A 19,116-nucleotide genomic window follows, 5' to 3' on the forward strand; every position below is an offset into this window, starting at 1 on the left:
GTCTGATTCCACGAGCTGGTCTGGGCGTGAGATTGATCGACGTACTCGCTCCCATCTGCCCAGGGAACGGGACGAGTCAAACCCCGTGCGTCTCTCGTCCCTCAGCCGAAGTCCGGTTCAGCGGCGGCCCGTTTCAGCTCGTGGAACCCCCGCACACCCGCGATCAGCAGCACCCCGTCCCATAGCCGCCCGGCCCGCTCGCCGCGCGGCGCGGGTGAGACGACGGGCCCGAACAGCGCCCCGACACCGGGCGCGGACAGCACGGGCGTCCCCACCCCGGTGCCGACCAGCGCGATGCCCTCCTCGTGCGAGGCCCGCACCACGGGGTCGTACTCATCACTCCACGCCACGCCCGCCAACTCTGTCGGCAGCCCCGCGTCCTGGAGGGCTCGCCCGACGCCCTCCCAGTCCCCGTGCTCGTGCAGCCGCGCGCCGAGCGCGTCGAGATACGCCCCCAGCGCCGCGCTGCCGTGCCGCTCCCGTACAGCGGCACACACCCGAGACGGGGCGCGCAGGTACTCGCCCCACTGCCCCTCGGGGTCCTCCGGGTCGACGTCCAGGTGTTCGTTCAGCACGGCGAGACTCATCACCCGCCACCGCACGTCGATGTCCCGCACCCGCTCCACTTCGCGCAACCAGCGCGAGGTGACCCAGGTGTACGGACACACGGGGTCGAACCAGAAGTCGACGGGCTGGTACGCCGCACTCACCTCCACTGGTCCAGGAAGGCGGCCCAGGCGGAGGGCGGGAAGAGGAGGGCGGGGCCGGTGGGGTTCTTGGAGTCGCGGATGGCTATGGCGGGGTGTGGGGCGGGGATCACGTCGGCCATCTCGACGCAGTTCAGGTTCGGTTCGCTGTAGGACGACTTGCGCCAGGCATGCTCGGGTGCGGTGAACTGAGTGGTCATGGGCCTACAACTCTCGCCGGAAGCTGGTCGTTGAAGTCGAGGATGGCGAAGTCGTTGGTCGAGCGGTATCCCCAGCGGAAGGGGATCACCTGGATCGTGCGCCCAACGCTCGGTAAGACGGTACGTGCGCGCATGGCAGCGGGGGCTTCCGGCGCCCCAGCCTGAGGGGCGTGGGGCCGCGGGGCGGGCGTATGCGTTAGTGGCCGCCGGTGGGTTCCGTGCAGCCGCCCTCCATGTACGGGCCGTGGGGGGTGACCTCGGCGTCGGGGGAGGTCACCTTGCCTGAGAGGCAGGGGCCCGTCTCGGGGATGAAGAGGGAGAAGACGAGGGTCTCGCCCACGGCGTGGATCTGGGTGCCGTTCTTCGGGTAGGACAGCTTCTCCAGGGCGGCGCTCAAGGCCTGCTTGTCGCGTACGTCTCCCGTGGACAGGGCCTTGGTGATGCGGTCGGCGTGGGCCTGGCCCCGGCACTGGGCGTCGGGTTTGAGCGGCATGGTCCGCTTGTACGCATGGTTTTCGGCGTACTTCTCCGCCTCGGGGTTCGGCGGCTCGCCGTCCGCCGACCTGGTGGGCGAGGGGCTCGGGGTGCTGTCCGTGCAGCGGGCCGCCACGTCCTGGAAGAGCCGGTCGTGCTTCGCGAGGGCGGTGTCCTGCGACGTGGGCGAGGCCGATGGGCCCGGCGAGGTGCGGGCCGAGTCGCTGGCGCGTTCCGTGCCGCAGCCGGTGAGGACGAGCAGGCCGAGGGCGACTGCCAGCAGCGGGCGTTTCACGAAGGACTCCATTCCGGCGTACGGAGACGGGGGCGAGCGGGACGATTGATTATGCCGTGGGGGCGTACGGCTGTTCGGGTGCGGGGTTCCTGGCCAGCCACGGACTGGCCTTGACGTCGGCGTCAACGTCTACCGTCGAACGTATGCGCATCGGAGAGCTGGCCGAGAAGGCCGGGACGACCACGCGGGCCCTGCGGTACTACGAGTCCCTGGGGCTACTGCCCGCACGGCGGACGAGCAATGGGTATCGGACGTACGGCGACGAGGATCTGCGGCTGCTGCGGCAGATTCAGGTGCTGCGGGACTTCGGGTTCGAGCTGGAGGAGACCCGGCCGTTCGTGGAGTGTCTGCGGGCCGGGCATCCGGAGGGGGATTCCTGCCCGGACTCGCTCGCCGTCTACCGGCGCAAGGTCGAGGAACTCGACGCGCTGATCGGGCAGTTGCAGGGCGTACGGGCTCAGGTCGGCGCGCAGTTGGCGCGGGCCGAGCGGGCGCGGGACGCGCTGGTGGCCGATGCGGCGGTTCCGGGCGGTCCGGAGCCACGATGTGAACTGGGGACGGAGAGGGGCAGTCATGGGCGCACGGCCTGAGGGTGTGGCGGTGGTGACCGACGCGGACTTCGCGCGGGAGGTGCTGGGGGCGGGGCTGCCCGTACTGGTCGAGTTCACGGCCGAGTGGTGCGGGCCGTGCCGACAGCTGGCGCCCGTACTGAGCACGGTCGCGCGGGAGGAGGGCGAGAGGCTCAAGGTCGTGGCCGTCGATGTGGACGCCAGTCCGGAGACGGCGATCGCGTACGGCGTGCTGTCTACGCCCACACTGGTGGTCTTCCGGGGTGGTGAGCCGGTGCGGTCGATGGTGGGGGCGCGGCCGAAGCGGAAGCTGTTGGGTGAGCTGGCGGACGTCCTCTGAGCCGAGGGCGTACTTCGGCTTCGGCGTTCCTCGGCCTTAACAGCGATACCCCGGCTGTTTGACGGCCGGGGTATTCCTCTGGGTATATTGGGTGTTTCTGTATAGGTACAGAAAAGGCCCCTCAGTGGGGGCCGACTAAAGGCACCGTATCCCACGAGGAGTCGAATTGTCAACCGGGGACTCTGCTGAATTGCAGAACGAGCAGCAATTCATCGACCGCCTGTATGGCCGTCTCGACGCGCTCCGCGCCGAGGCCCAGGAGCAGGCGCGCAGGGCGTTGGAGCAGGTGGGGCGGGGTCTGCAGGCGCGGCTCGAACGGGATGTGGTCGCTGAGGAGCGTAGCCGGGAAGTCGCCGAGCTGGACGGTGTCGAATCCGGGCTCTGTTTCGGGCGAATTGATCTCGCGGCCGTACCTGAGGGCGGCGCGGAAGGCGCGGAGGGCGCGGAGGGCGCGGATACGTCGGATGGCGCGGCGATCCACCATCACATCGGGCGTATCGGAATCCGCGCCGACGACGAACAACGCACTCCGCTGCTGATCGACTGGCGCGCGCCCGTCGCCCGGCCCTTTTATCTCGCCACCGGTCATACGCCGATGGGGCTGCGCCGCCGACGCCACCTCACCACCCAGGGGCGTACGGTCACCGCGCTGCACGACGAGATCCTGGACGTCGGGGACACCAGCCGTACCGGATACGAGGACCCCAACGGCGACGCCGTCCTGCTCGCCGCCGTGAACGCCGCCCGGACCGGCCGGATGGGCGACATCGTGCAGACCATCCAGGCCGAGCAGGACCGGATCATCCGCGCCCCGCACCAGGGCGTCCTGGTCGTCGAGGGCGGCCCAGGTACCGGCAAGACCGCGGTGGCGCTGCATCGAGCCGCGTATCTGCTGTACGCGCACCGCGAGGTGCTGGCCAAGCGCGCGGTACTGATCGTCGGGCCGAACCCGGCGTTCCTCGGCTATATCGGTGAGGTGCTGCCCTCGCTGGGTGAGACGGGTGTGCTGCTGGCGACTCTGGGAGAACTGTTCCCGGGGGTGCACGCGGAAGGAACCGAGAGCGCGGAGGCGGCCGCCGTGAAGGGGCGCGCGGACATGGCCGACGTGATCGCGGCGGTGGTGCGGGCGCGGCAGTCGGTGCCTGACCCGGTGCTGGAGATCGACCACGAGGGGTACGGGACGCTGTTCCTGGAGCGAGCCATGGCGGAGGACGCCCGCGCGTACGCGCGAGCGCAGCACCTGCCGCACAACCTGGCCCGCCCGTACTTCGCCTTCCAGATCATCGATGCTCTGACCGACCAGCTCGTCGAGCGGCTCGGGGCCGATCCGTTCGGCGGGCCGAACCTGCTGGGACCCGATGACGTCGCCCAGTTGGGCAAGGAGATCGCCACCAGCACGGACGTACACGCGGCGATCGACTCGCTATGGCCCGCGCTCACCCCGCAGCGGCTGATCGCCGACTTCCTGGCGGAGCCGGAGGGGTATCTGCCCGACGCGGACGCCAAGGTGATCCAGAAGGTGATCCAGCGGGGTGCCGGTGCTTCCTGGACTCCGGCCGACGTGCCGCTCCTTGACGAGGCCGCCGAACTGCTCGGCGTGGACGACTCCGCCGCGCGGGCCGCCGAGGAGGCCGAGCGGCAGCAGCGCATCGACTACGCGCAGGGCGTGCTCGACGTGTCGTACGCCTCGCGTACCTACGAGTTCGAGGACAAGGACGACGAGGACTCGGAGGTGCTGCTCGCGCACGACATCGTCGACGCGGAGCGGATGGCCGAGCGGCACGAGGAAGCCGACCATCGCAGCGCCGCGGAGCGGGCGGCGGCCGACCGGACGTGGGCGTTCGGGCACATCATCGTGGACGAGGCGCAGGAGCTGTCGCCGATGGCCTGGCGGCTGCTGATGCGCCGCGTGCCGACGCGGTCCATGACGCTCGTCGGCGACCCGGCGCAGACCGGGGACGAGGCGGGGTGCGGATCGTGGACGTCGATCCTCGCGCCGTACGTCGATGACCGCTGGGAGTTGGTACGGCTCGGGGTCAACTACCGGACTCCGGCCGAGGTGATGGAGCTGGCGGCCGGGGTGCTGCGGGCGCGGAACCCGGAGTTCGAGCCGCCGCGCTCGGTACGGGCGACGGGAGTGCGGCCGTGGGTGCGAGCCACGACCGACCTCCCGGGCGCGGTGGCGGACGCCGTCGCCCGTGATCTTCCGGCCGAGGGGCGGCTCGCGGTGATCGCGCCCCGTACGCTCCATGAGGAGCTGGCGGCGCGGCTGGACGGGGTGGTGGCCGGGGGCGCACCTGACCTGACGCGGCGGGTCGTCCTGCTCGACGCGCGGCAGTCGAAGGGGCTTGAGTTCGACGCGGTGATTGTCGTCGAGCCCGCTGAGCTGAAGACCAGCGATCTGTATGTCGCGCTGACTCGGGCGACGCAGACGCTGGGGGTGCTGTACACGGGGACGCTGCCGGTGGGATTGGGGCTGGGGGCAGGGAATTAGCCCCCACCCCGCCCCTTCCCGAAAGTCCTCGCCGGACGGGCTTAAGGATTGGCCTCAAACGCCGGCCGGGCTGGTTGGTGTCACGCGGGCCGTAGCCACACTGTCGCCAGCGGTGGCAGCGTCAGCCGCAGGCTGGCCGGGCGCCGAACTCGCCGTGGACCTGACCTGGTTTCTACGTGCGCCCCTCACTGTGGTCAGTAGCGGTAGCGGGCCTTGAGGATGACGACCTCCTTCTCGGTGGCCCGGTAGACAAAGCGGTGTTCGTCGTCGATGCGGCGAGACCAGTAGCCGGACAGGTCGCCCTTCAGGGGTTCGGGCTTGCCGATGCCGGTGAACGGGTCGCGCTGGACTTCTCCGATGAGGCGGACGAGGTTACGGAACAGCTTCTTGTCCGTCGACTGCCAGTACAGAAGGTCGTCCCAGCCGCTGGGACGAAACCGGACGTCCCTCACCGGTCACCTTCTCCTTCCGCCAAGGCCTTCAGCTCCTCCGTGGTCCTGGTGATCACGGGGGTGTCAGCGGCCTTGTCAGCGGCGACTGCGGCCATGAGGTGGGCGGCGTTGGCCGGGGATCGCAGCAGGTAAACGGTCTCCTGCCAGGAGCGGTAATCGTCGGCGGACATGAGAACGGCATCACCACCCTTGGAGGTGATCTCTACCGGCTCGTGATCGTCGTTGACTTGTTGAATGAGTGGGAACAGGCGGGCGCGGGCTTCGGAGGCGGTTATGGCCATGAGCTTTCCCTCTCATTGACTGGTACGGGAATGCGGTACCAGTCGCACCGGCGTGGCGTGGGTGGCGCTCAGCGGACCACCGCATGCACGCCCTTCCTGCTGCCGCTGTACACAACGGTGTCCGCGACCGCCGGGACGCCCGATATACGTTCCCAGGTGGGGGTACTCCAGATCAGCTTTCCGGTGGTGGCGTCGAGGGCGAAGAGCGTGCCGTCGAAGCTGCCGCCGTAGACGGTCCCGTCCTGCACGCGCACGGCCTCCATCACGAACGCCCGTGTGGTGAAGGTCCACCGTTGCCTGCCGGTCGCGGCATCGATGGCGTAGACCACGCGTTCCTTTCTGCTGCCGGAGTAGACCGTGCCGTCCGCGACCGTGACCGCGGCCAGCACATCCCCGTTGGTGCGATGCACCCAGCGCTGTTTGCCGGTCGCGGCGTCAAGGGCGTAGAAGCTCTCGTCCGCAGCGCCGACGTAGACGGTGCCGTCGGCCACCACCGGCCTGTCCTGTACGGCCGCCTTGGTGGGGAAGATCCAGCGTCGGTCCCCGGTGGCGGCGTCGATCGCGTGGACGTTGCGGTCGTAGCCGCCCACGAAGACCGTGCCGTCCGCGACCACCGGGGACGAGTTGATCCACTCGCCGATCTCGTACACCCACCGCTCCGCGCCGGTGTCGGCCGCGTACGCGTACACCTGGCCGTTCGTACTGGCCACATACAGCGTTCCGTCGGCGGGCCTGGTGGGGGGAGAGATGCGCTCGTCCACGGCGACCGACCAGCGTTGCTTGCCGGTCTCGCTGGCCAGGGCCGTCAGCTTGCCGCTGTTGCTGCAGTAGAGGGTGTCGCCGCCAGAGATCGGCGGGCCAGCGCGCCTGTCGAGGCGGTGCGACCAGCGTTCGTTGCCGGTCCCGGCGTCGACGCTGTACACCGTACGGTCCGAGACGAAGCAGAGGGAATCGCCGACGATGACCGGCGACACCACCGCCTCGGCCGTTTCGATCGTCCACAGCACCTCACCGGCGGAGTACCCGGACACGTCGGGCCCCTCGGCGCGCGGCTCCTTGTCTCCGGTGCCGCCGGTTCCTGCCGTGCCGGGGTCGTCTTCGCCACCTTTCGAACCGGCGCCGAAGACCCGCCACCCGGCCACCGCCGCACCACCGGCTGCCGCCAGGCCGACGATGGCGGTCAGCGCCTGGCGGCGCGTCCGTCCGGCGGAGGGCGCTACGAACGGCGCGGGCGGCGCGGGCACCGAGGGCACCGAGGGCACCGAGGGCGGCGCGGCGGGCGGTGGCGGCGGTGCGGCAGCGGTCTGCGTCCGCAGCGCATGGACCCCAGCCTCCGTCGGGGGGTGCGCCCCGCCTGGCTCGCCCTCGTGGTCCACGATGGCCGCCGCGACCGCCGGGGGCAGCCAGTCGGCCCCGGAGAGCAGCCCCGCCACACCCTCCTGCTCCTGTCCGCCACCGGCCGCCCGCGCCAGTTCGCTGATGAGCGCGGCGTCGGCGGGCCGGTGCTCCGGGTCCTTCTCCAGGCAGCGCGCCAGGAGATCGCGCAGCGGCTCTGGTACCTCCCCTAGTCGCGGCTGCTCATGAACCACCCGGTAGTGCAGCGCGTGGGTCGCCCCCGTACCGAACGGGCTGCCGCCGGTCGCGGCGAACGCCAGCACCGCACCCAGTGCGAAGGTGTCACTGGCGAACCCGACCGGGAGGTCCCGCAGTTGCTCCGGCGACATAAAGCCGGGAGTGCCGATCGCCGCGCCGGTCTGGGTCAGCGCCGTCGCGTCGGCCGCCACCGAGATCCCGAAGTCGATGACCCGCGGACCGTCCCCGGTCAGCAGAACGTTGGACGGCTTCAGATCCCGGTGGATCACCCCCGCCCGGTGAATGGCGTCCAGTGCCTCCGCCAGCCCCGCGCCGAGGGCCAGTACCGACTGCGCGGGCAGCGGCCCGTGCGCGCCGACCGCTTCCTGAAGCGACATCCCCGGCACGTACGCCGTGGCCAGCCATGGCGGCGAGGCGTCCGGATCGGCGTCCACCACGGCGGCGGTGAAGAACCCGGTCACCCGCCGGGCGGCCGCCACCTCACGGGCGAAGCGCTGCCGGAAACCGGCATCCTCGGCCAGTTCCGGCCGCATCACCTTGACGGCAACGGCACGGCCACTGGGCGAACGGCCCAGGTACACCCGCCCCATACCGCCCGCCCCGAGCCGCGCGGCGATCTGGTACTGGCCCACCTGCTGGGGATCGCTGGACTCGAGAACCGTGAAGCGGGCCATCCCACCAGCCTCTCCTGTTGACGCCTGCACCATTGCGGACGACAGCGTACCCAGGCGTATGGCTACTCACCGGGCGCGCCCATCCGGTACGGGTCAGACCCCCCAGGAGCAGGCCCGGAGGGCGGAGTTGGAGCAGATGGGGGTGTCACGCGGGCCGTAGCCACACCGTCGCCAGCGGCGGCAGGGTCAGCCGCAGGCTGGCCGGGCGGCCGTGGGCGGGGGACGCGTCCGGCTTGAGGGCGGGCGGGTTGCCGACGTCGCTCCCGCCGTAGCGCGCCGCGTCCGTGTTGATGACCTCCGTCCAGGCCGGGACGTCGTCCGGCACCCCCAAGCGGTACGCGTGCCGGACCACCGGGGAGAAGTGGGAGACGGCCAGCAGCGGGGAGCCGTCGGCGTCGTAGCGGAGGAAGGCGAGGACGTTGTCGTCGGCCGCGTCGCCGACGACCCAGGCGAAGCCCCCGGGGTCGGTGTCCCGCTCCCACAGGGACGGCGAGCGCAGATAGACCGTGTTCAGGTCGCGGACCAGGTCGCGTACGCCCAGGTGGTCGGCCGCCGCCCCGTACGACGGGTCGAGCAGCCACCAGTCAGGGCCGTGCGCCTCGGACCACTCCGCGCCCTGGGCGAACTCCTGGCCCATGAAGAGGAGTTGCTTGCCGGGGTGGGCCCACATGAAGCCCAGGTAGGCGCGGTGGTTGGCGCGCTGCTGCCACCAGTCGCCGGGCATCTTGGAGACGAGGGACCGCTTGCCGTGCACCACCTCGTCGTGGGAGATGGGCAGGACGTAGTTCTCGCTGTACGCGTACACCATCGAGAAGGTCATCTCGTTGTGGTGGTGCTTGCGGTGGACGGGCTCCTTGGACATGTACGCGAGTGAGTCGTGCATCCAGCCCATGTTCCACTTCAGGCCGAAGCCCAAGCCGCCGAAGCCACCAGGCCCCAGGTGGTGCGTCGCGCGCGTGACGCCGTCCCACGCGGTGGACTCCTCGGCGATGGTGACGATGCCGGGCTCGCGCCGGTACAGGGTGGCGTTCAGCTCCTGGAGGAAGGCCACCGCGTCGAGGTTCTCGCGGCCGCCGCGCGCGTTCGGCGTCCAGTCGCCGTCCTCGCGTGAGTAGTCGAGGTAGAGCATGGAGGCGACGGCGTCCACGCGCAGCCCGTCGAGGTGGAACTCCTCGCACCAGTACACCGCGTTGGCGACCAGGAAGTTGCGGACCTCGTCGCGGCCGTAGTCGAACTCCAGGGTTCCCCAGTCGGGGTGCGCGGCCCGCGCCGGGTCCTCGTGCTCGTACAGCGGCTTTCCGTCGAACTCGGCCAGTGCCCAGTCGTCGCGCGGGAAGTGCGCGGGGACCCAGTCCATCAGGACGCCGATGCCCGCGCGGTGCAGCGCGTCCACGAGGTACTTGAAGTCGTCGGGGGTGCCCAGGCGGGCGGTCGGTGCGTAGAGGCCGGTGACCTGGTAGCCCCAGGAGCCACCGAAGGGGTGCTCGGCGACAGGCATCAGCTCGACATGGGTGAAGCCCAGGTCCTTGACGTACGGGGGGAGCTGGTCAGCCAGTTGACGGTAGGTCAGGCCTGGGCGCCAGGACGGGAGGTGTATCTCGTAGACCGAGAAGGGTGCGGTGTGGACGGGGCGGCGGGTGGCCCGGGCCGTCATCCAGTCGGTGTCCCGCCAGACGTGGTGCGAGGCGTGCACGATCGAGGAGTTGGCGGGCGGTGCCTCCGTGCGGCGGGCCAGTGGATCGGCGCGTAGCGTCTTCGAACCGTCCGGCCTGGTGATCTCGTACTTGTAGAGCTCACCCTCACCGAGGCCGGGAACGAACACCTCCCAGACGCCGGAGCGCCCGAGCGAGCGCAGCGGAAAGCCGGTGCCGTCCCAGTAGTTGAAGTCCCCGACGATCCGCACACCGCGCGCGTTCGGCGCCCAGACGGTGAAGCGGGTGCCGGTCACGCCCTGGTGTGTCATGGGCTGCGAGCCCAGGGCCCGCCAGAGCTGTTCGTGTCTGCCCTCGCCTATCAGGTGCAGGTCGAAGTCACCGAGGGATGGAAGGAAGCGGTACGGGTCGTGGGTGTCGAGCTCGGTGTCCTGGTACGTGACCAGGAGGCGGTACGCGACCGGCTCGGGGAGCGGGAGCACGCCGGTGAAGAAACCCTCGCCGTCGTCGTGCAGTGCGGCGCGGAAGCCGTCGGCGATGACGGTCACCTTCAGGGCGTACGGGCGCAGCACGCGGAACGCCACGCCGTCGGGGACGGGGTGCGCGCCGAGTACCGAGTGCGGGTCGTGGTGCGAGCCATCGAGGAGGCGGGCGCGGTCGGAGCGGGGGACCTGGGCGTTCGGTGTGGTGCTGGCCGTGGTGCTGGCGGTGGTGTCGACCGTGGTGTTGGCCTTGGGGTCGGACTTGGGATCGGACTTGGGCTTGGCCTTGGTGGACGGCTGGCGGGGCGGGCGGCGGGCGGTCACGGAGGTGCGCCTCCTAAGTCCTCAGGGCGGGCGTGGGTGGTCAGCCAGTGGCGAGTCGGCGTACGGCGGCCAGCGGTACGGGGAGCCAGTCAGGGCGGTGCCGGGCCTCGTAGAGGACCTCGTACACGGCCTTGTCCGTCTCGTAGGCGCGCAGCAGTACGGCCTCCGCGCGCGGGTCCCGGCCCGACACCTCCGCGTATCCCGTGCAGTACGCGGTCCGGCAGTCGGCGGCCCACCGGGGTGACCAGGGCTGGTGTGAGCGGGCCGCGTAGTCGAAGGAGCGGAGCATGCCGGCCACATCGCGCACGGGTGGCTGCGGGAGGCGCCGTTCGGCTAGTGGGCGTACGGGCTCGCCCTCGAAGTCGATCAGGGACCAGTACCCGGTGCGGGCGCGCAGGCACTGGCCGAGGTGGAGATCGCCGTGCACGCGCTGGGCGTACCCGAACTCCTCGCCCGCGGGCCCCCGCACCGCGTCGAACGCGTCGGCCAGTCCCGCCGCGTACGGCCGTAGCGCGGGCACCGCCCGCGCGGTCGCGGCCAGCCGCTCGCGCATCCCGGAGGCGATCAGCTCCCGTTGTGGCCTGCCGAGGGTCACCTTGGGCAGCGCGGCGGCGAGCGCGTCGTGCACCTCGGCCGTGGCGCGGCCCAGCGCGGCCGCGTCCAGGGTGAAGTCGGCGCCCTTGGCGAGCATCCGCAGGGCCAGCTCCCAGCCGTCCTCGGCGCCCGCCAGGTAGGGCTGGAGCAGGCCGAGTACGTACGGCTCACCAGGCGTCGCCGACGCCGCGTGGAACCACGCCACCGGCGCTGGCACCCGCCCGCACCCCGCGCGCGCGAGGGCCAGCGGCAGCTCCAGGTCCGGGTTGATGCCGGGCACCACCCGGCGGAAGAGCTTCAGGACGTAGGTGTCGCCGTACACGATCGAGGAGTTGGACTGTTCGGCGCCGAGCGCGCGCGCCGTCAGGTTCGCCGGGATCTCCACCTTTTCGTCGCGTGCGAAGCTGAGCCCGCCGATCCGCCCCGGAATCCGTAGCCGCTCCAGGAGAATCTCCGCGAGCCGTGGGTCGCCCAGTGCGTCGTAGACGGTCCATCCGTCCAGTGGCCCCCGCGCCGGGCGGCCGATCAGCGCGGGCGCGAGGTGCGGCGGCAGGGTCGGCCGCACGCCGAGCAGCAGCTGATAGCAGTCGGCGGGAGGCACGGACGGCCCCGGCGGCACCGATGGCCCCGGCACCCCCTGTCCCGGCACCACCACCGGCTGCCGCACCCGTACCAACAGATGCAGCAGCCCAGGCGACGCCGTGGGCGGCAGCAGCTCCGTCGCCGCCACCAGCTCGAAGCCGCTGACCTCCCGGCCCTTGCCCGCGAACCAACGCTGCTCCGGCAGCCACCGACGCAGCAGCGGATCGAGCGAGGAGAGCAGAGCGACGGCGGTCGCACCAGGTACGCCAGGTGCACCGGGGCGTCCAGGACGGGTGTGGGCTTCCGACATGGCATCGCGTCCTTCCGCTGGGGCGGACAGGGAAGAGTGCTAGGGCCTGTGCCTGTCCTAGCTGTGTTCGGAGCGCAGCCGGAACCAGTAGAAGCCGTGCCCGGCCAGCGTCAGCAGATACGGCCACTCGCCGATCGCCGGGAAGCGCACCCCGCCGATCAGCTCCACCGGATGCCGCCCCTTATACGCGCGCAGGTCCAGCTCCGTAGGCTGCGGGAACCGCGAGAAGTTGTTGACGCACAGCACGAGGTCGTCGTCGCCTGAGCCTGGCCCCGGGGCCTCCCGCAGGAAGGCGAGCACGGCCGGGTTCGTGGACGGCAGTTCCGTGTAGGAGCCGAGTCCGAACGCCGCGTTCTGCTTGCGGATCTCGATCATCCGACGGGTCCAGTGCAGCAGCGAGGACGGGGACGACATCGACGCCTCGACGTTCGTCACCTGGTAGCCGTACACCGGGTCCATGATCGTGGGGAGGTAGAGCCGTCCCGGGTCGCAGGAGGAGAAGCCCGCGTTACGGTCCGGGGTCCACTGCATCGGGGTGCGTACGGCGTCCCGGTCGCCCAGCCAGATGTTGTCGCCCATGCCGATCTCGTCGCCGTAGTAGAGGATCGGCGATCCGGGCAGCGACAGCAGTAGCGCGGTGAACAGCTCGATCTGGTTGCGGTCGTTGTCCAGCAGCGGGGCCAGACGGCGCCGGATGCCGATGTTGGCGCGCATCCGGGGATCCTTGGCGTACTCGGCGTACATGTAGTCGCGCTCTTCGTCCGTGACCATCTCGAGCGTCAACTCGTCGTGGTTGCGCAGGAAGATGCCCCACTGGCAGCCGGACGGGATCGCCGGGGTCTTCGCCAGCACCTCGGAGACCGGATAGCGGGACTCGCGGCGTACCGCCATGAAGATCCGTGGCATCACCGGGAAGTGGAAGGCCATATGGCACTCGTCGCCGCCCGCCGCGAAGTCGCCGAAGTAGTCGACGACGTCCTCCGGCCACTGGTTGGCCTCGGCCAGCAGCACGGTGTCCGGATAGTGGGCGTCGATCTCCATGCGGACCCGCTTGAGCAGCGCGTGACTGCGGGGCAGGTTCTCGCAGTTGGTGCCCTCCTCGGCGTAGAGGTACGGGACCGCGTCGAGACGGAAGCCGTCGATGCCCAGATCGAGCCAGAAGCGCAGGGCCGAGATGATCTCCTCCTGGACGGCCGGGTTCTCGTAGTTGAGGTCCGGCTGGTGGGAGAAGAAGCGGTGCCAGAAGTACTGCTTGCGGACCGGGTCGAAGGTCCAGTTGGAGGTCTCGGTGTCGACGAAGATGATCCGGGCGTCCTGGTACTGCTTGTCGTCGTCGGCCCAGACGTAGTAGTCGCCGTACGGTCCTTCCGGATCGGTTCTGGACTGCTGGAACCACGGGTGCTGGTCGCTGGTGTGGTTCATCACGAAGTCGATGATCACCCGCATACCGCGCTGGTGCGCGCTGTCCACGAACTCCACGAAGTCGGCCAGGTCGCCGAAGTCGGGGAGTACGGACGTGTAGTCCGAGACGTCGTAACCGCCGTCGCGGAGCGGGGAGTTGAAGAACGGCGGCAGCCAGAGGCAGTCCACGCCGAGCCACTGGAGGTAGTCCAGTTTGGCGGTGATGCCCTTGAGGTCGCCGATGCCGTCGCCGTTGCTGTCCTGGAAGGAGCGGACCAGGACCTCGTAGAAGACGGCGCGCTTGAACCAGTCGGGGTCACGGTCCTTGGCGGGGGTGTCCTCGAAGGTGTCCGGGACAGGCTCGTTGACGATCATGATGTGGGTGACCCTCCGGGGGACGGTGAGGACGGTCGCAGGACGGTGCAGATATGCGCGGGAGCGGGCGCGCGGCCCGGCTCCAGGCGTACGTAGGTGGCCCTGCCCCAGTGGTAGGTCTCGCCGGTGAGCTCGTCGCGCACCGGCACGCTCTCGTGCCAGTCAAGCCCGAGCGTCGGCATGTCCAACGAGATCGTGGCCTGCTGGGTGTGGTGGGGGTCGAGGTTGACGACCACCAGAACCGTGTTCGAACCTTGCCGCTTGGAGTACGCGAGCACCGCGTCGTTGTCGGCGTGGTGGAAGTGCAGGTCCCGCAACTGGCGCAGGGCGGGGCTGCGGCGTCTGATCCGGTTGAGTGTGGTGATCAGCGGTGCCAGGGAACGGCCCGCACGCTCGGCGGACTCCCAGTCACGCGGGCGTAGTTCGTACTTCTCGGCGTCCCGGTACTCCTCGCTGCCGGGGCGCAGCGGGGTGTTCTCGCAGAGTTCGTATCCGCTGTAGACGCCCCAGGTGGGGGAGAGGGTAGCGGCGAGTACCGCCCGGATCTCGAAGGCGGGGCGGCCGCCGTCCTGGAGGTAGGCGTGCAGGATGTCGGGGGTGTTCACGAAGAAGTTGGGGCGCATGTACGCGGCCGCTTCGCCGGTGAGTTCGGTGGCGTACTCGGTGAGTTCCCGCTTGGTGGTGCGCCAGGTGAAGTAGGTGTACGACTGCTGGAAGCCGATCGCGGCGAGCCGGTGCATCATCGCGGGCCGGGTGAACGCCTCGGCCAGGAAGATCACATCGGGGTCGGTACGCCGGACGGAATCGAGGACCCGCTCCCAGAAGAGCAGCGGCTTGGTGTGCGGGTTGTCGACGCGGAAGATCCGTACGCCGTGGTCGATCCAGAACCGCAGGATGCGTAACGTCTCGGTGATGAGGCCTGGCAGGTCCTGGTCGAAGTCGAGCGGGTAGATGTCCTGGTACTTCTTCGGCGGGTTCTCGGCGTACGCGATGCTGCCGTCGACCCGGTGGCGGAACCACTCGGGGTGCTTGTCCACCCAAGGGTGGTCGGGAGAGCACTGGAGCGCGAAGTCCAGGGCGACCTCCAGGCCGAGGTCCGCCGCCGCGTGGACGAACGCGTCGAAGTCGTCGAGTGTGCCGAGGTCGGGGTGCACGGCGTCGTGGCCGCCGTCCGGGGAGCCGATGGCCCACGGCACGCCGACGTCGTGCGGTTCGGCCGAGAGGGTGTTGTTGCGGCCCTTGCGGTGGGTGGTGCCGATGGGGTGGATGGGCGGCAGGTAGACGACGTCGAAGCCCATCGCGGCGATCGCGGGCAGGCGCCTGGCGGCCGTGGCGAAGGTGCCGCTGACGGGCGGCTCGCCCTCGCGCAGTACGGCGCCTTCGGAGCGCGGGAAGAACTCGTACCAGGAGCCGTACAGGGCGCGTGGCCGCTCCACCCTGAGCGGGAGCGGGGCGGAGGCGGTGACCAGTTCGCGCAGCGGGTGGCGGGCGAGCGCCTCGTCCACGCTGGGCGTCAGGGCCGCCGCGAGCCGGGCCGGTGCGGGGCGAGTGATGTCCCGTAGCGCGGCGGCGGCCTGGCTCAGGGTGTGCCGGGAGTGCGGCTCGGGGGCCTGGGCGGCGGCTCGTTCGTGGAGTTGGGCGCCCTCTTCGAGGGTCAGTTCGGTGTCCTGCCCGGCCGGGATCTTGATCCGCGCGCGGTGCCGCCAGGTGCTGACCGGATCGCTCCAGGCCTCGACGTGGAACGTCCAGTCGCCTTCGGTGTCGGGGGTGACATCGGCGCCCCAGCGGTCGGTGCCTGGGGCCAGTTCGCGCATCGGTATCAGCGGGCCCGTACGGCCCCGGGGGTCGACGAGTGCGACCTGGGCGGCGACCGCGTCGTGGCCTTCGCGGAAGACGGTGGCGGTGACCTGGAAGGTCTCACCGGCCACCGCCTTCGCTGGGCGGCGGCCGCAGTCGACGCTCGGGCGGACGTCCAGGACGGGGATGCGTCCTGAGGATGAGTTCACATGACCACCTGAAGAGGGTTCGGAGAGTACGGCGGGGTCGGTGGTACGGAGCGCACGGGGGGAGCCTTCCCGCCACGTCGTGGTGGGCAATCCGGTGCTTTGTTGCTTACTAGCGCGTAAGGGATCAGACAAGACGGACTGCTCAGTAAGGCGCGCGGATTTGAGTCGTGTTTCGCAGCGGCGAGATGGCGGAGAGTGGCGGTGTGGCGGCGAAGTCGCGGCGAAGTCGCGGCGAAGTCGCGGCGATGTCGCGGAGAGGTGGCGGCGAGGTGGCGGTGTCGCGGCGGCGAGTTGGCGCCTGGTCCGTATATCGGATGGGAGTGGCCGTACACCGGACGAGTTCCAGCCAACCTCTGTTCATCCCGATGACATGACCGTGGCGGAAATGCCACTCTCTTCTCACATGGCACGCCCGCACGCTCCCATACCGGCCCGGGTGGTCCCCCATGCCGCCCGGGCCTCCCCCGTCGCCAGTGGTCAGCGCAGGAGCACCCCCGCCACCTCACCCGTGCCCTCGGAAGGCACCGCGGCCAGCCCGAGTTCGGCGCCGCTCGCCAGCAGCCGGTGCGCGGGGAGAATGCGTACGGTGTAGCCGAAGGGCCCCGTACGATCCAGGGCGAGCGGGCCCTCGTAGATCCAGCGCCCCTCCAGGTCGGGCCCCGCGGCGGGTTTGAGGCCCGTCACCGAGGTGTCCGTGAGGTGGTCCTCGGGGTCGACCCGGCCCGTGACCGCCTGCACCTCCACATCGTCGGGCCGCAGTTCACCGAGCCTGACCCGCACCCGCAGCGCGAGCGTCGAGCCCAGCTCTTCGCTGCCCGCACCCACCGGCCGGTCCGCCTGGGCCGCCGCCGCCTCCACGTGGTCGACGGCGACATAGGGCCAGGCCGCCCGGACCCGGCTCTTCCACGCCGCCAACTCCCGTGCCGCCGTGGCGTCCAGGGCGCGGTGGGCACGGGCCGCGGGGGCGTAGAGCCCCTCCACGTACTCCCGGACCATGCGACCGGCCAGCAGCTTCGGGCCGAGCGTGGTCAGGGTCTGGCGGACCATGTCGATCCACCGGTCAGGGAGCCCGCCGGGGCCGCGCTCGTAGAAGCGCGGCGCGATGCGCTGCTCCAGCAGGTCGTACAGCGCGGTCGCCTCCAGCTCGTCGCGCCGGTCCGCGTCGACCGCCGTGCCGTCGGCTGTCGGGATGGCCCAGCCGAAGTCCGGCTGGAACCAGTCGTCCCACCAGCCGTCCAGGACCGACAGGTTGAGGCAGCCGTTGAGCGCGGCCTTCATGCCGGAGGTGCCGCAGGCCTCCAGGGGGCGCAGCGGGTTGTTCAGCCAGATATCGCAACCGGGGTACAGCTTCTGCGCCATCGCCATGCCGTAGTCCGGCAGGAACACGATCCGGTGCCGTACCCGTGGGTCGTCCGCGAACCGCACTAGCTCCTGGATCAGGCGCTTGCCGCCGTCGTCGGCGGGGTGCGCCTTGCCCGCCACCACGATCTGGATTGGCCGGTCGGGGTGCAGCAGCAGCTCCATCAGCCGGTCGCGGTCGCGCAGCATCAGCGTGAGGCGCTTGTACGAGGGGACCCGGCGGGCGAACCCGATGGTCAGCACATCCGGGTCAAGCACTCCGTCCAGCCAGGTCAGTTCGGTCTCCGCCGCGCCGCGCTGACGCCAGGAGACGCCGAGCCGCTGCCGTACCTCCCCCACCAACTGCTCGCGCAGGGAACGCCGCAGCTCCCAGATCTCCTGGTCGCCGATCTCGGCGACCGCGTCCCAGCGCGGTGAATCACCGACGCTCAACGCGTCCTGGGTCCGCCGCTCACCGATCTGCCGCGCGCCGAGCCGGAACACCTCGGGCGCCACCCAGGTCGGGGCGTGCACCCCGTTGGTCACCGAGCTGATCGGCACCTCGTCCGCGTCGAAGCCCGGCCAGAGACCCGCGAACATGCCGCGGCTGACGCTGCCGTGCAGGCGCGAGACGCCGTTGGCGCGCTGAGCGAGCCGCAGGCCCATCACCGCCATGTTGAACAGGTTGGGCTCACCACCCGGATAGGTCTCCATGCCCAGCCGCAGCACCTGTTCGGCGTCGACGCCCGGCAGTTCGGCCCCGTCGCCGAAGTGCCGGGCGACCAGCTCGCGGTCGAAGCGGTCGATACCGGCGGGCACGGGGGTGTGCGTGGTGAACACCGTTCCGGCCCGCACCGCCTCCAGGCCCGCGTCGAAGTCCAGCCCCTCGTGGGTGAGTTCGCGGATGCGCTCCAGGCCGAGGAAGCCCGCGTGGCCCTCGTTGGTGTGGAACACCTCCGGGTGCGGGTGGCCGGTGAGGCGGCAGTACGTACGGACCGCGCGCACCCCGCCGATACCGAGCAGCATCTCCTGGAGCAGCCGGTGCTCGCTGCCGCCGCCGTACAACCGGTCCGTCACGTCACGCTCGCCCGGGTCGTTGTCCTCGACGTCCGAGTCGAGCAGCAGCAGCGGCACCCGGCCCACATCGGCCAGCCAGATATGCGCCCGCAGCGACCGCCCGCCGGGCAGCGCGAGCGCCACCTGAGCCGCCGTGCCGTCCGCCTCGCGGAGCGGCGTGAGCGGCAGCTCGTGCGGGTCAAGGACCGGATAGTGCTCCTGCTGCCAGCCGTCCCTGGACAGCGACTGCCGGAAGTAGCCGTGCCGGTACAGCAGTCCGACCCCGACCAGCGGCGCCCCGAGGTCGCTGGCCGCCTTCAGATGGTCACCGGCCAGGATGCCGAGCCCGCCCGAGTACTGCGGCAGCGCGGCGGTGATCCCGAACTCGGGCGAGAAGTAGGCGATGGCGGCGGGAAGTTCGCCGCCTTCCGGAAGTTCGCCGCCTTGCGCTTGGCTCTGCTGCTCCTGGTACCAGCGGGGGCCTTCCAGGTACTCCCGCAGATCGTCGGCGGCGGCCTGAAGTTGACTCAGGAACTGGGGGTCGTCGGCGAGTTCGGTGAGCCGCGCGGTCGGTACCTGGCCGAGCAGGCGGCAGGGGTCCTGGGTTCGGGCCCCAGGGTCGACGGACTGGAAGAGCTCCTGCGTTGCGGTATGCCAGGACCAGCGGAGATTGCGGGAGAGATCGCTGAGCGGCTGGAGAGGGTCGGGGAGTACGGGCCGTACGGTGAACCGACGCATAGCCTTCACGGTCGGGCTCCCTCGGTGCGCTGTGGCATGCGGGCGCTCCCGACGGTAGCGGCGCGAGCCCCCACCCTGCCACGGCGCACGCGGCGCACGAGGGGGCGGCTGGGGGAGGAGGGGCGCGGGTGTCCCCCTGGCCGCCGCGCGCCCGCGTCGGCCAGGGGGACACCTCTGAT

At 70.6% G+C, this 19,116-nt stretch carries 14 protein-coding genes; 3 read left to right on the forward strand and 11 right to left on the reverse strand.

Annotated elements, in window-relative coordinates; translation table 11 throughout:
- Window positions 1-101: 101 nt before the first annotated feature.
- The 3 genes from GCN81_RS21190 to GCN81_RS21200 all read right to left on the reverse strand — a co-directional run bounded on the left by GCN81_RS21190 (window position 102) and on the right by GCN81_RS21200 (window position 1,676).
- Window positions 102-710, reverse strand: a complete 609-nt coding sequence (locus GCN81_RS21190; RefSeq protein ID WP_231626876.1) for a DsbA family protein — start codon at window positions 708-710, stop codon at window positions 102-104.
- The gene (locus GCN81_RS21195; protein ID WP_156726184.1) at window positions 707-907 is read right to left on the reverse strand and encodes a DUF397 domain-containing protein; all 201 of its coding nucleotides are present in this window, start codon (window positions 905-907) and stop codon (window positions 707-709) included. Before GCN81_RS21195 ends, GCN81_RS21190 begins: the two co-directional genes overlap by 4 nt.
- Window positions 908-1,103: 196 nt before the next feature.
- Window positions 1,104-1,676 (reverse strand): hypothetical protein, encoded by a 573-nt coding sequence (locus tag GCN81_RS21200; protein WP_156726185.1) that lies wholly within the window; start codon window positions 1,674-1,676, stop codon window positions 1,104-1,106.
- Between the two features lie 143 nt (window positions 1,677-1,819).
- On the opposite strand from GCN81_RS21200, the gene GCN81_RS21205 reads away from it, so the two are divergent.
- From GCN81_RS21205 to GCN81_RS21215, 3 genes are all read left to right on the forward strand, one after another.
- The gene (locus GCN81_RS21205; RefSeq protein WP_156726186.1) at window positions 1,820-2,266 is read left to right on the forward strand and encodes a MerR family transcriptional regulator; all 447 of its coding nucleotides are present in this window, start codon (window positions 1,820-1,822) and stop codon (window positions 2,264-2,266) included.
- Window positions 2,250-2,585, forward strand: a complete 336-nt coding sequence (locus tag GCN81_RS21210) for a thioredoxin family protein (RefSeq protein WP_156726187.1) — start codon at window positions 2,250-2,252, stop codon at window positions 2,583-2,585. Before GCN81_RS21205 ends, GCN81_RS21210 begins: the two co-directional genes overlap by 17 nt.
- A 190-nt stretch (window positions 2,586-2,775) precedes the next feature.
- The gene (locus tag GCN81_RS21215; protein ID WP_197287726.1) at window positions 2,776-5,079 is read left to right on the forward strand and encodes a HelD family protein; all 2,304 of its coding nucleotides are present in this window, start codon (window positions 2,776-2,778) and stop codon (window positions 5,077-5,079) included.
- A 194-nt stretch (window positions 5,080-5,273) separates the two neighbouring features.
- On the opposite strand, the gene GCN81_RS21220 is transcribed toward GCN81_RS21215, so the two are convergent.
- The 8 genes from GCN81_RS21220 to glgP all read right to left on the reverse strand — a co-directional run bounded on the left by GCN81_RS21220 (window position 5,274) and on the right by glgP (window position 18,946).
- On the reverse strand, window positions 5,274-5,531 hold the full coding sequence (locus GCN81_RS21220; protein WP_156726189.1) for a Txe/YoeB family addiction module toxin: 258 nt from the start codon (window positions 5,529-5,531) through the stop codon (window positions 5,274-5,276).
- Window positions 5,528-5,812: a type II toxin-antitoxin system Phd/YefM family antitoxin gene (locus GCN81_RS21225; RefSeq protein WP_156726190.1), complete on the reverse strand. Its 285-nt coding sequence runs from the start codon at window positions 5,810-5,812 to the stop codon at window positions 5,528-5,530. The genes GCN81_RS21220 and GCN81_RS21225 overlap by 4 nt, the downstream gene beginning before the upstream one ends.
- A gap of 68 nt (window positions 5,813-5,880) precedes the next feature.
- Entirely contained in the window at window positions 5,881-8,079 is a 2,199-nt protein-coding gene (locus tag GCN81_RS21230; protein WP_231626878.1) for a serine/threonine-protein kinase, read from the reverse strand.
- Between the two features lie 145 nt (window positions 8,080-8,224).
- Window positions 8,225-10,537 (reverse strand): 1,4-alpha-glucan branching enzyme, encoded by a 2,313-nt coding sequence (gene glgB / locus GCN81_RS21235; protein ID WP_156726191.1) that lies wholly within the window; start codon window positions 10,535-10,537, stop codon window positions 8,225-8,227.
- Window positions 10,538-10,577: 40 nt separating this feature from the next.
- On the reverse strand, window positions 10,578-12,023 hold the full coding sequence (locus GCN81_RS21240) for a maltokinase N-terminal cap-like domain-containing protein (RefSeq protein ID WP_156726192.1): 1,446 nt from the start codon (window positions 12,021-12,023) through the stop codon (window positions 10,578-10,580).
- 57 nt (window positions 12,024-12,080) lie between these two features.
- Window positions 12,081-13,799, reverse strand: a complete 1,719-nt coding sequence (gene treS / locus GCN81_RS21245; protein ID WP_156726193.1) for a maltose alpha-D-glucosyltransferase — start codon at window positions 13,797-13,799, stop codon at window positions 12,081-12,083.
- On the reverse strand, window positions 13,796-15,805 hold the full coding sequence (locus tag GCN81_RS21250) for an alpha-1,4-glucan--maltose-1-phosphate maltosyltransferase (RefSeq protein WP_156726194.1): 2,010 nt from the start codon (window positions 15,803-15,805) through the stop codon (window positions 13,796-13,798). Before GCN81_RS21250 ends, treS begins: the two co-directional genes overlap by 4 nt.
- Window positions 15,806-16,282: 477 nt before the next feature.
- Window positions 16,283-18,946 carry an alpha-glucan family phosphorylase gene (gene glgP, locus GCN81_RS21255; RefSeq protein WP_156726195.1) on the reverse strand — a complete coding sequence of 888 codons (2,664 nt, stop codon included), beginning with the start codon at window positions 18,944-18,946 and terminating at the stop codon, window positions 16,283-16,285.
- Between the last annotated feature and the right edge of the window lie 170 nt (window positions 18,947-19,116).

The sequence above is a fragment of the Streptomyces apocyni genome, from assembly GCF_009739465.1.
GTDB lineage: Bacteria > Actinomycetota > Actinomycetes > Streptomycetales > Streptomycetaceae > Streptomyces > Streptomyces apocyni.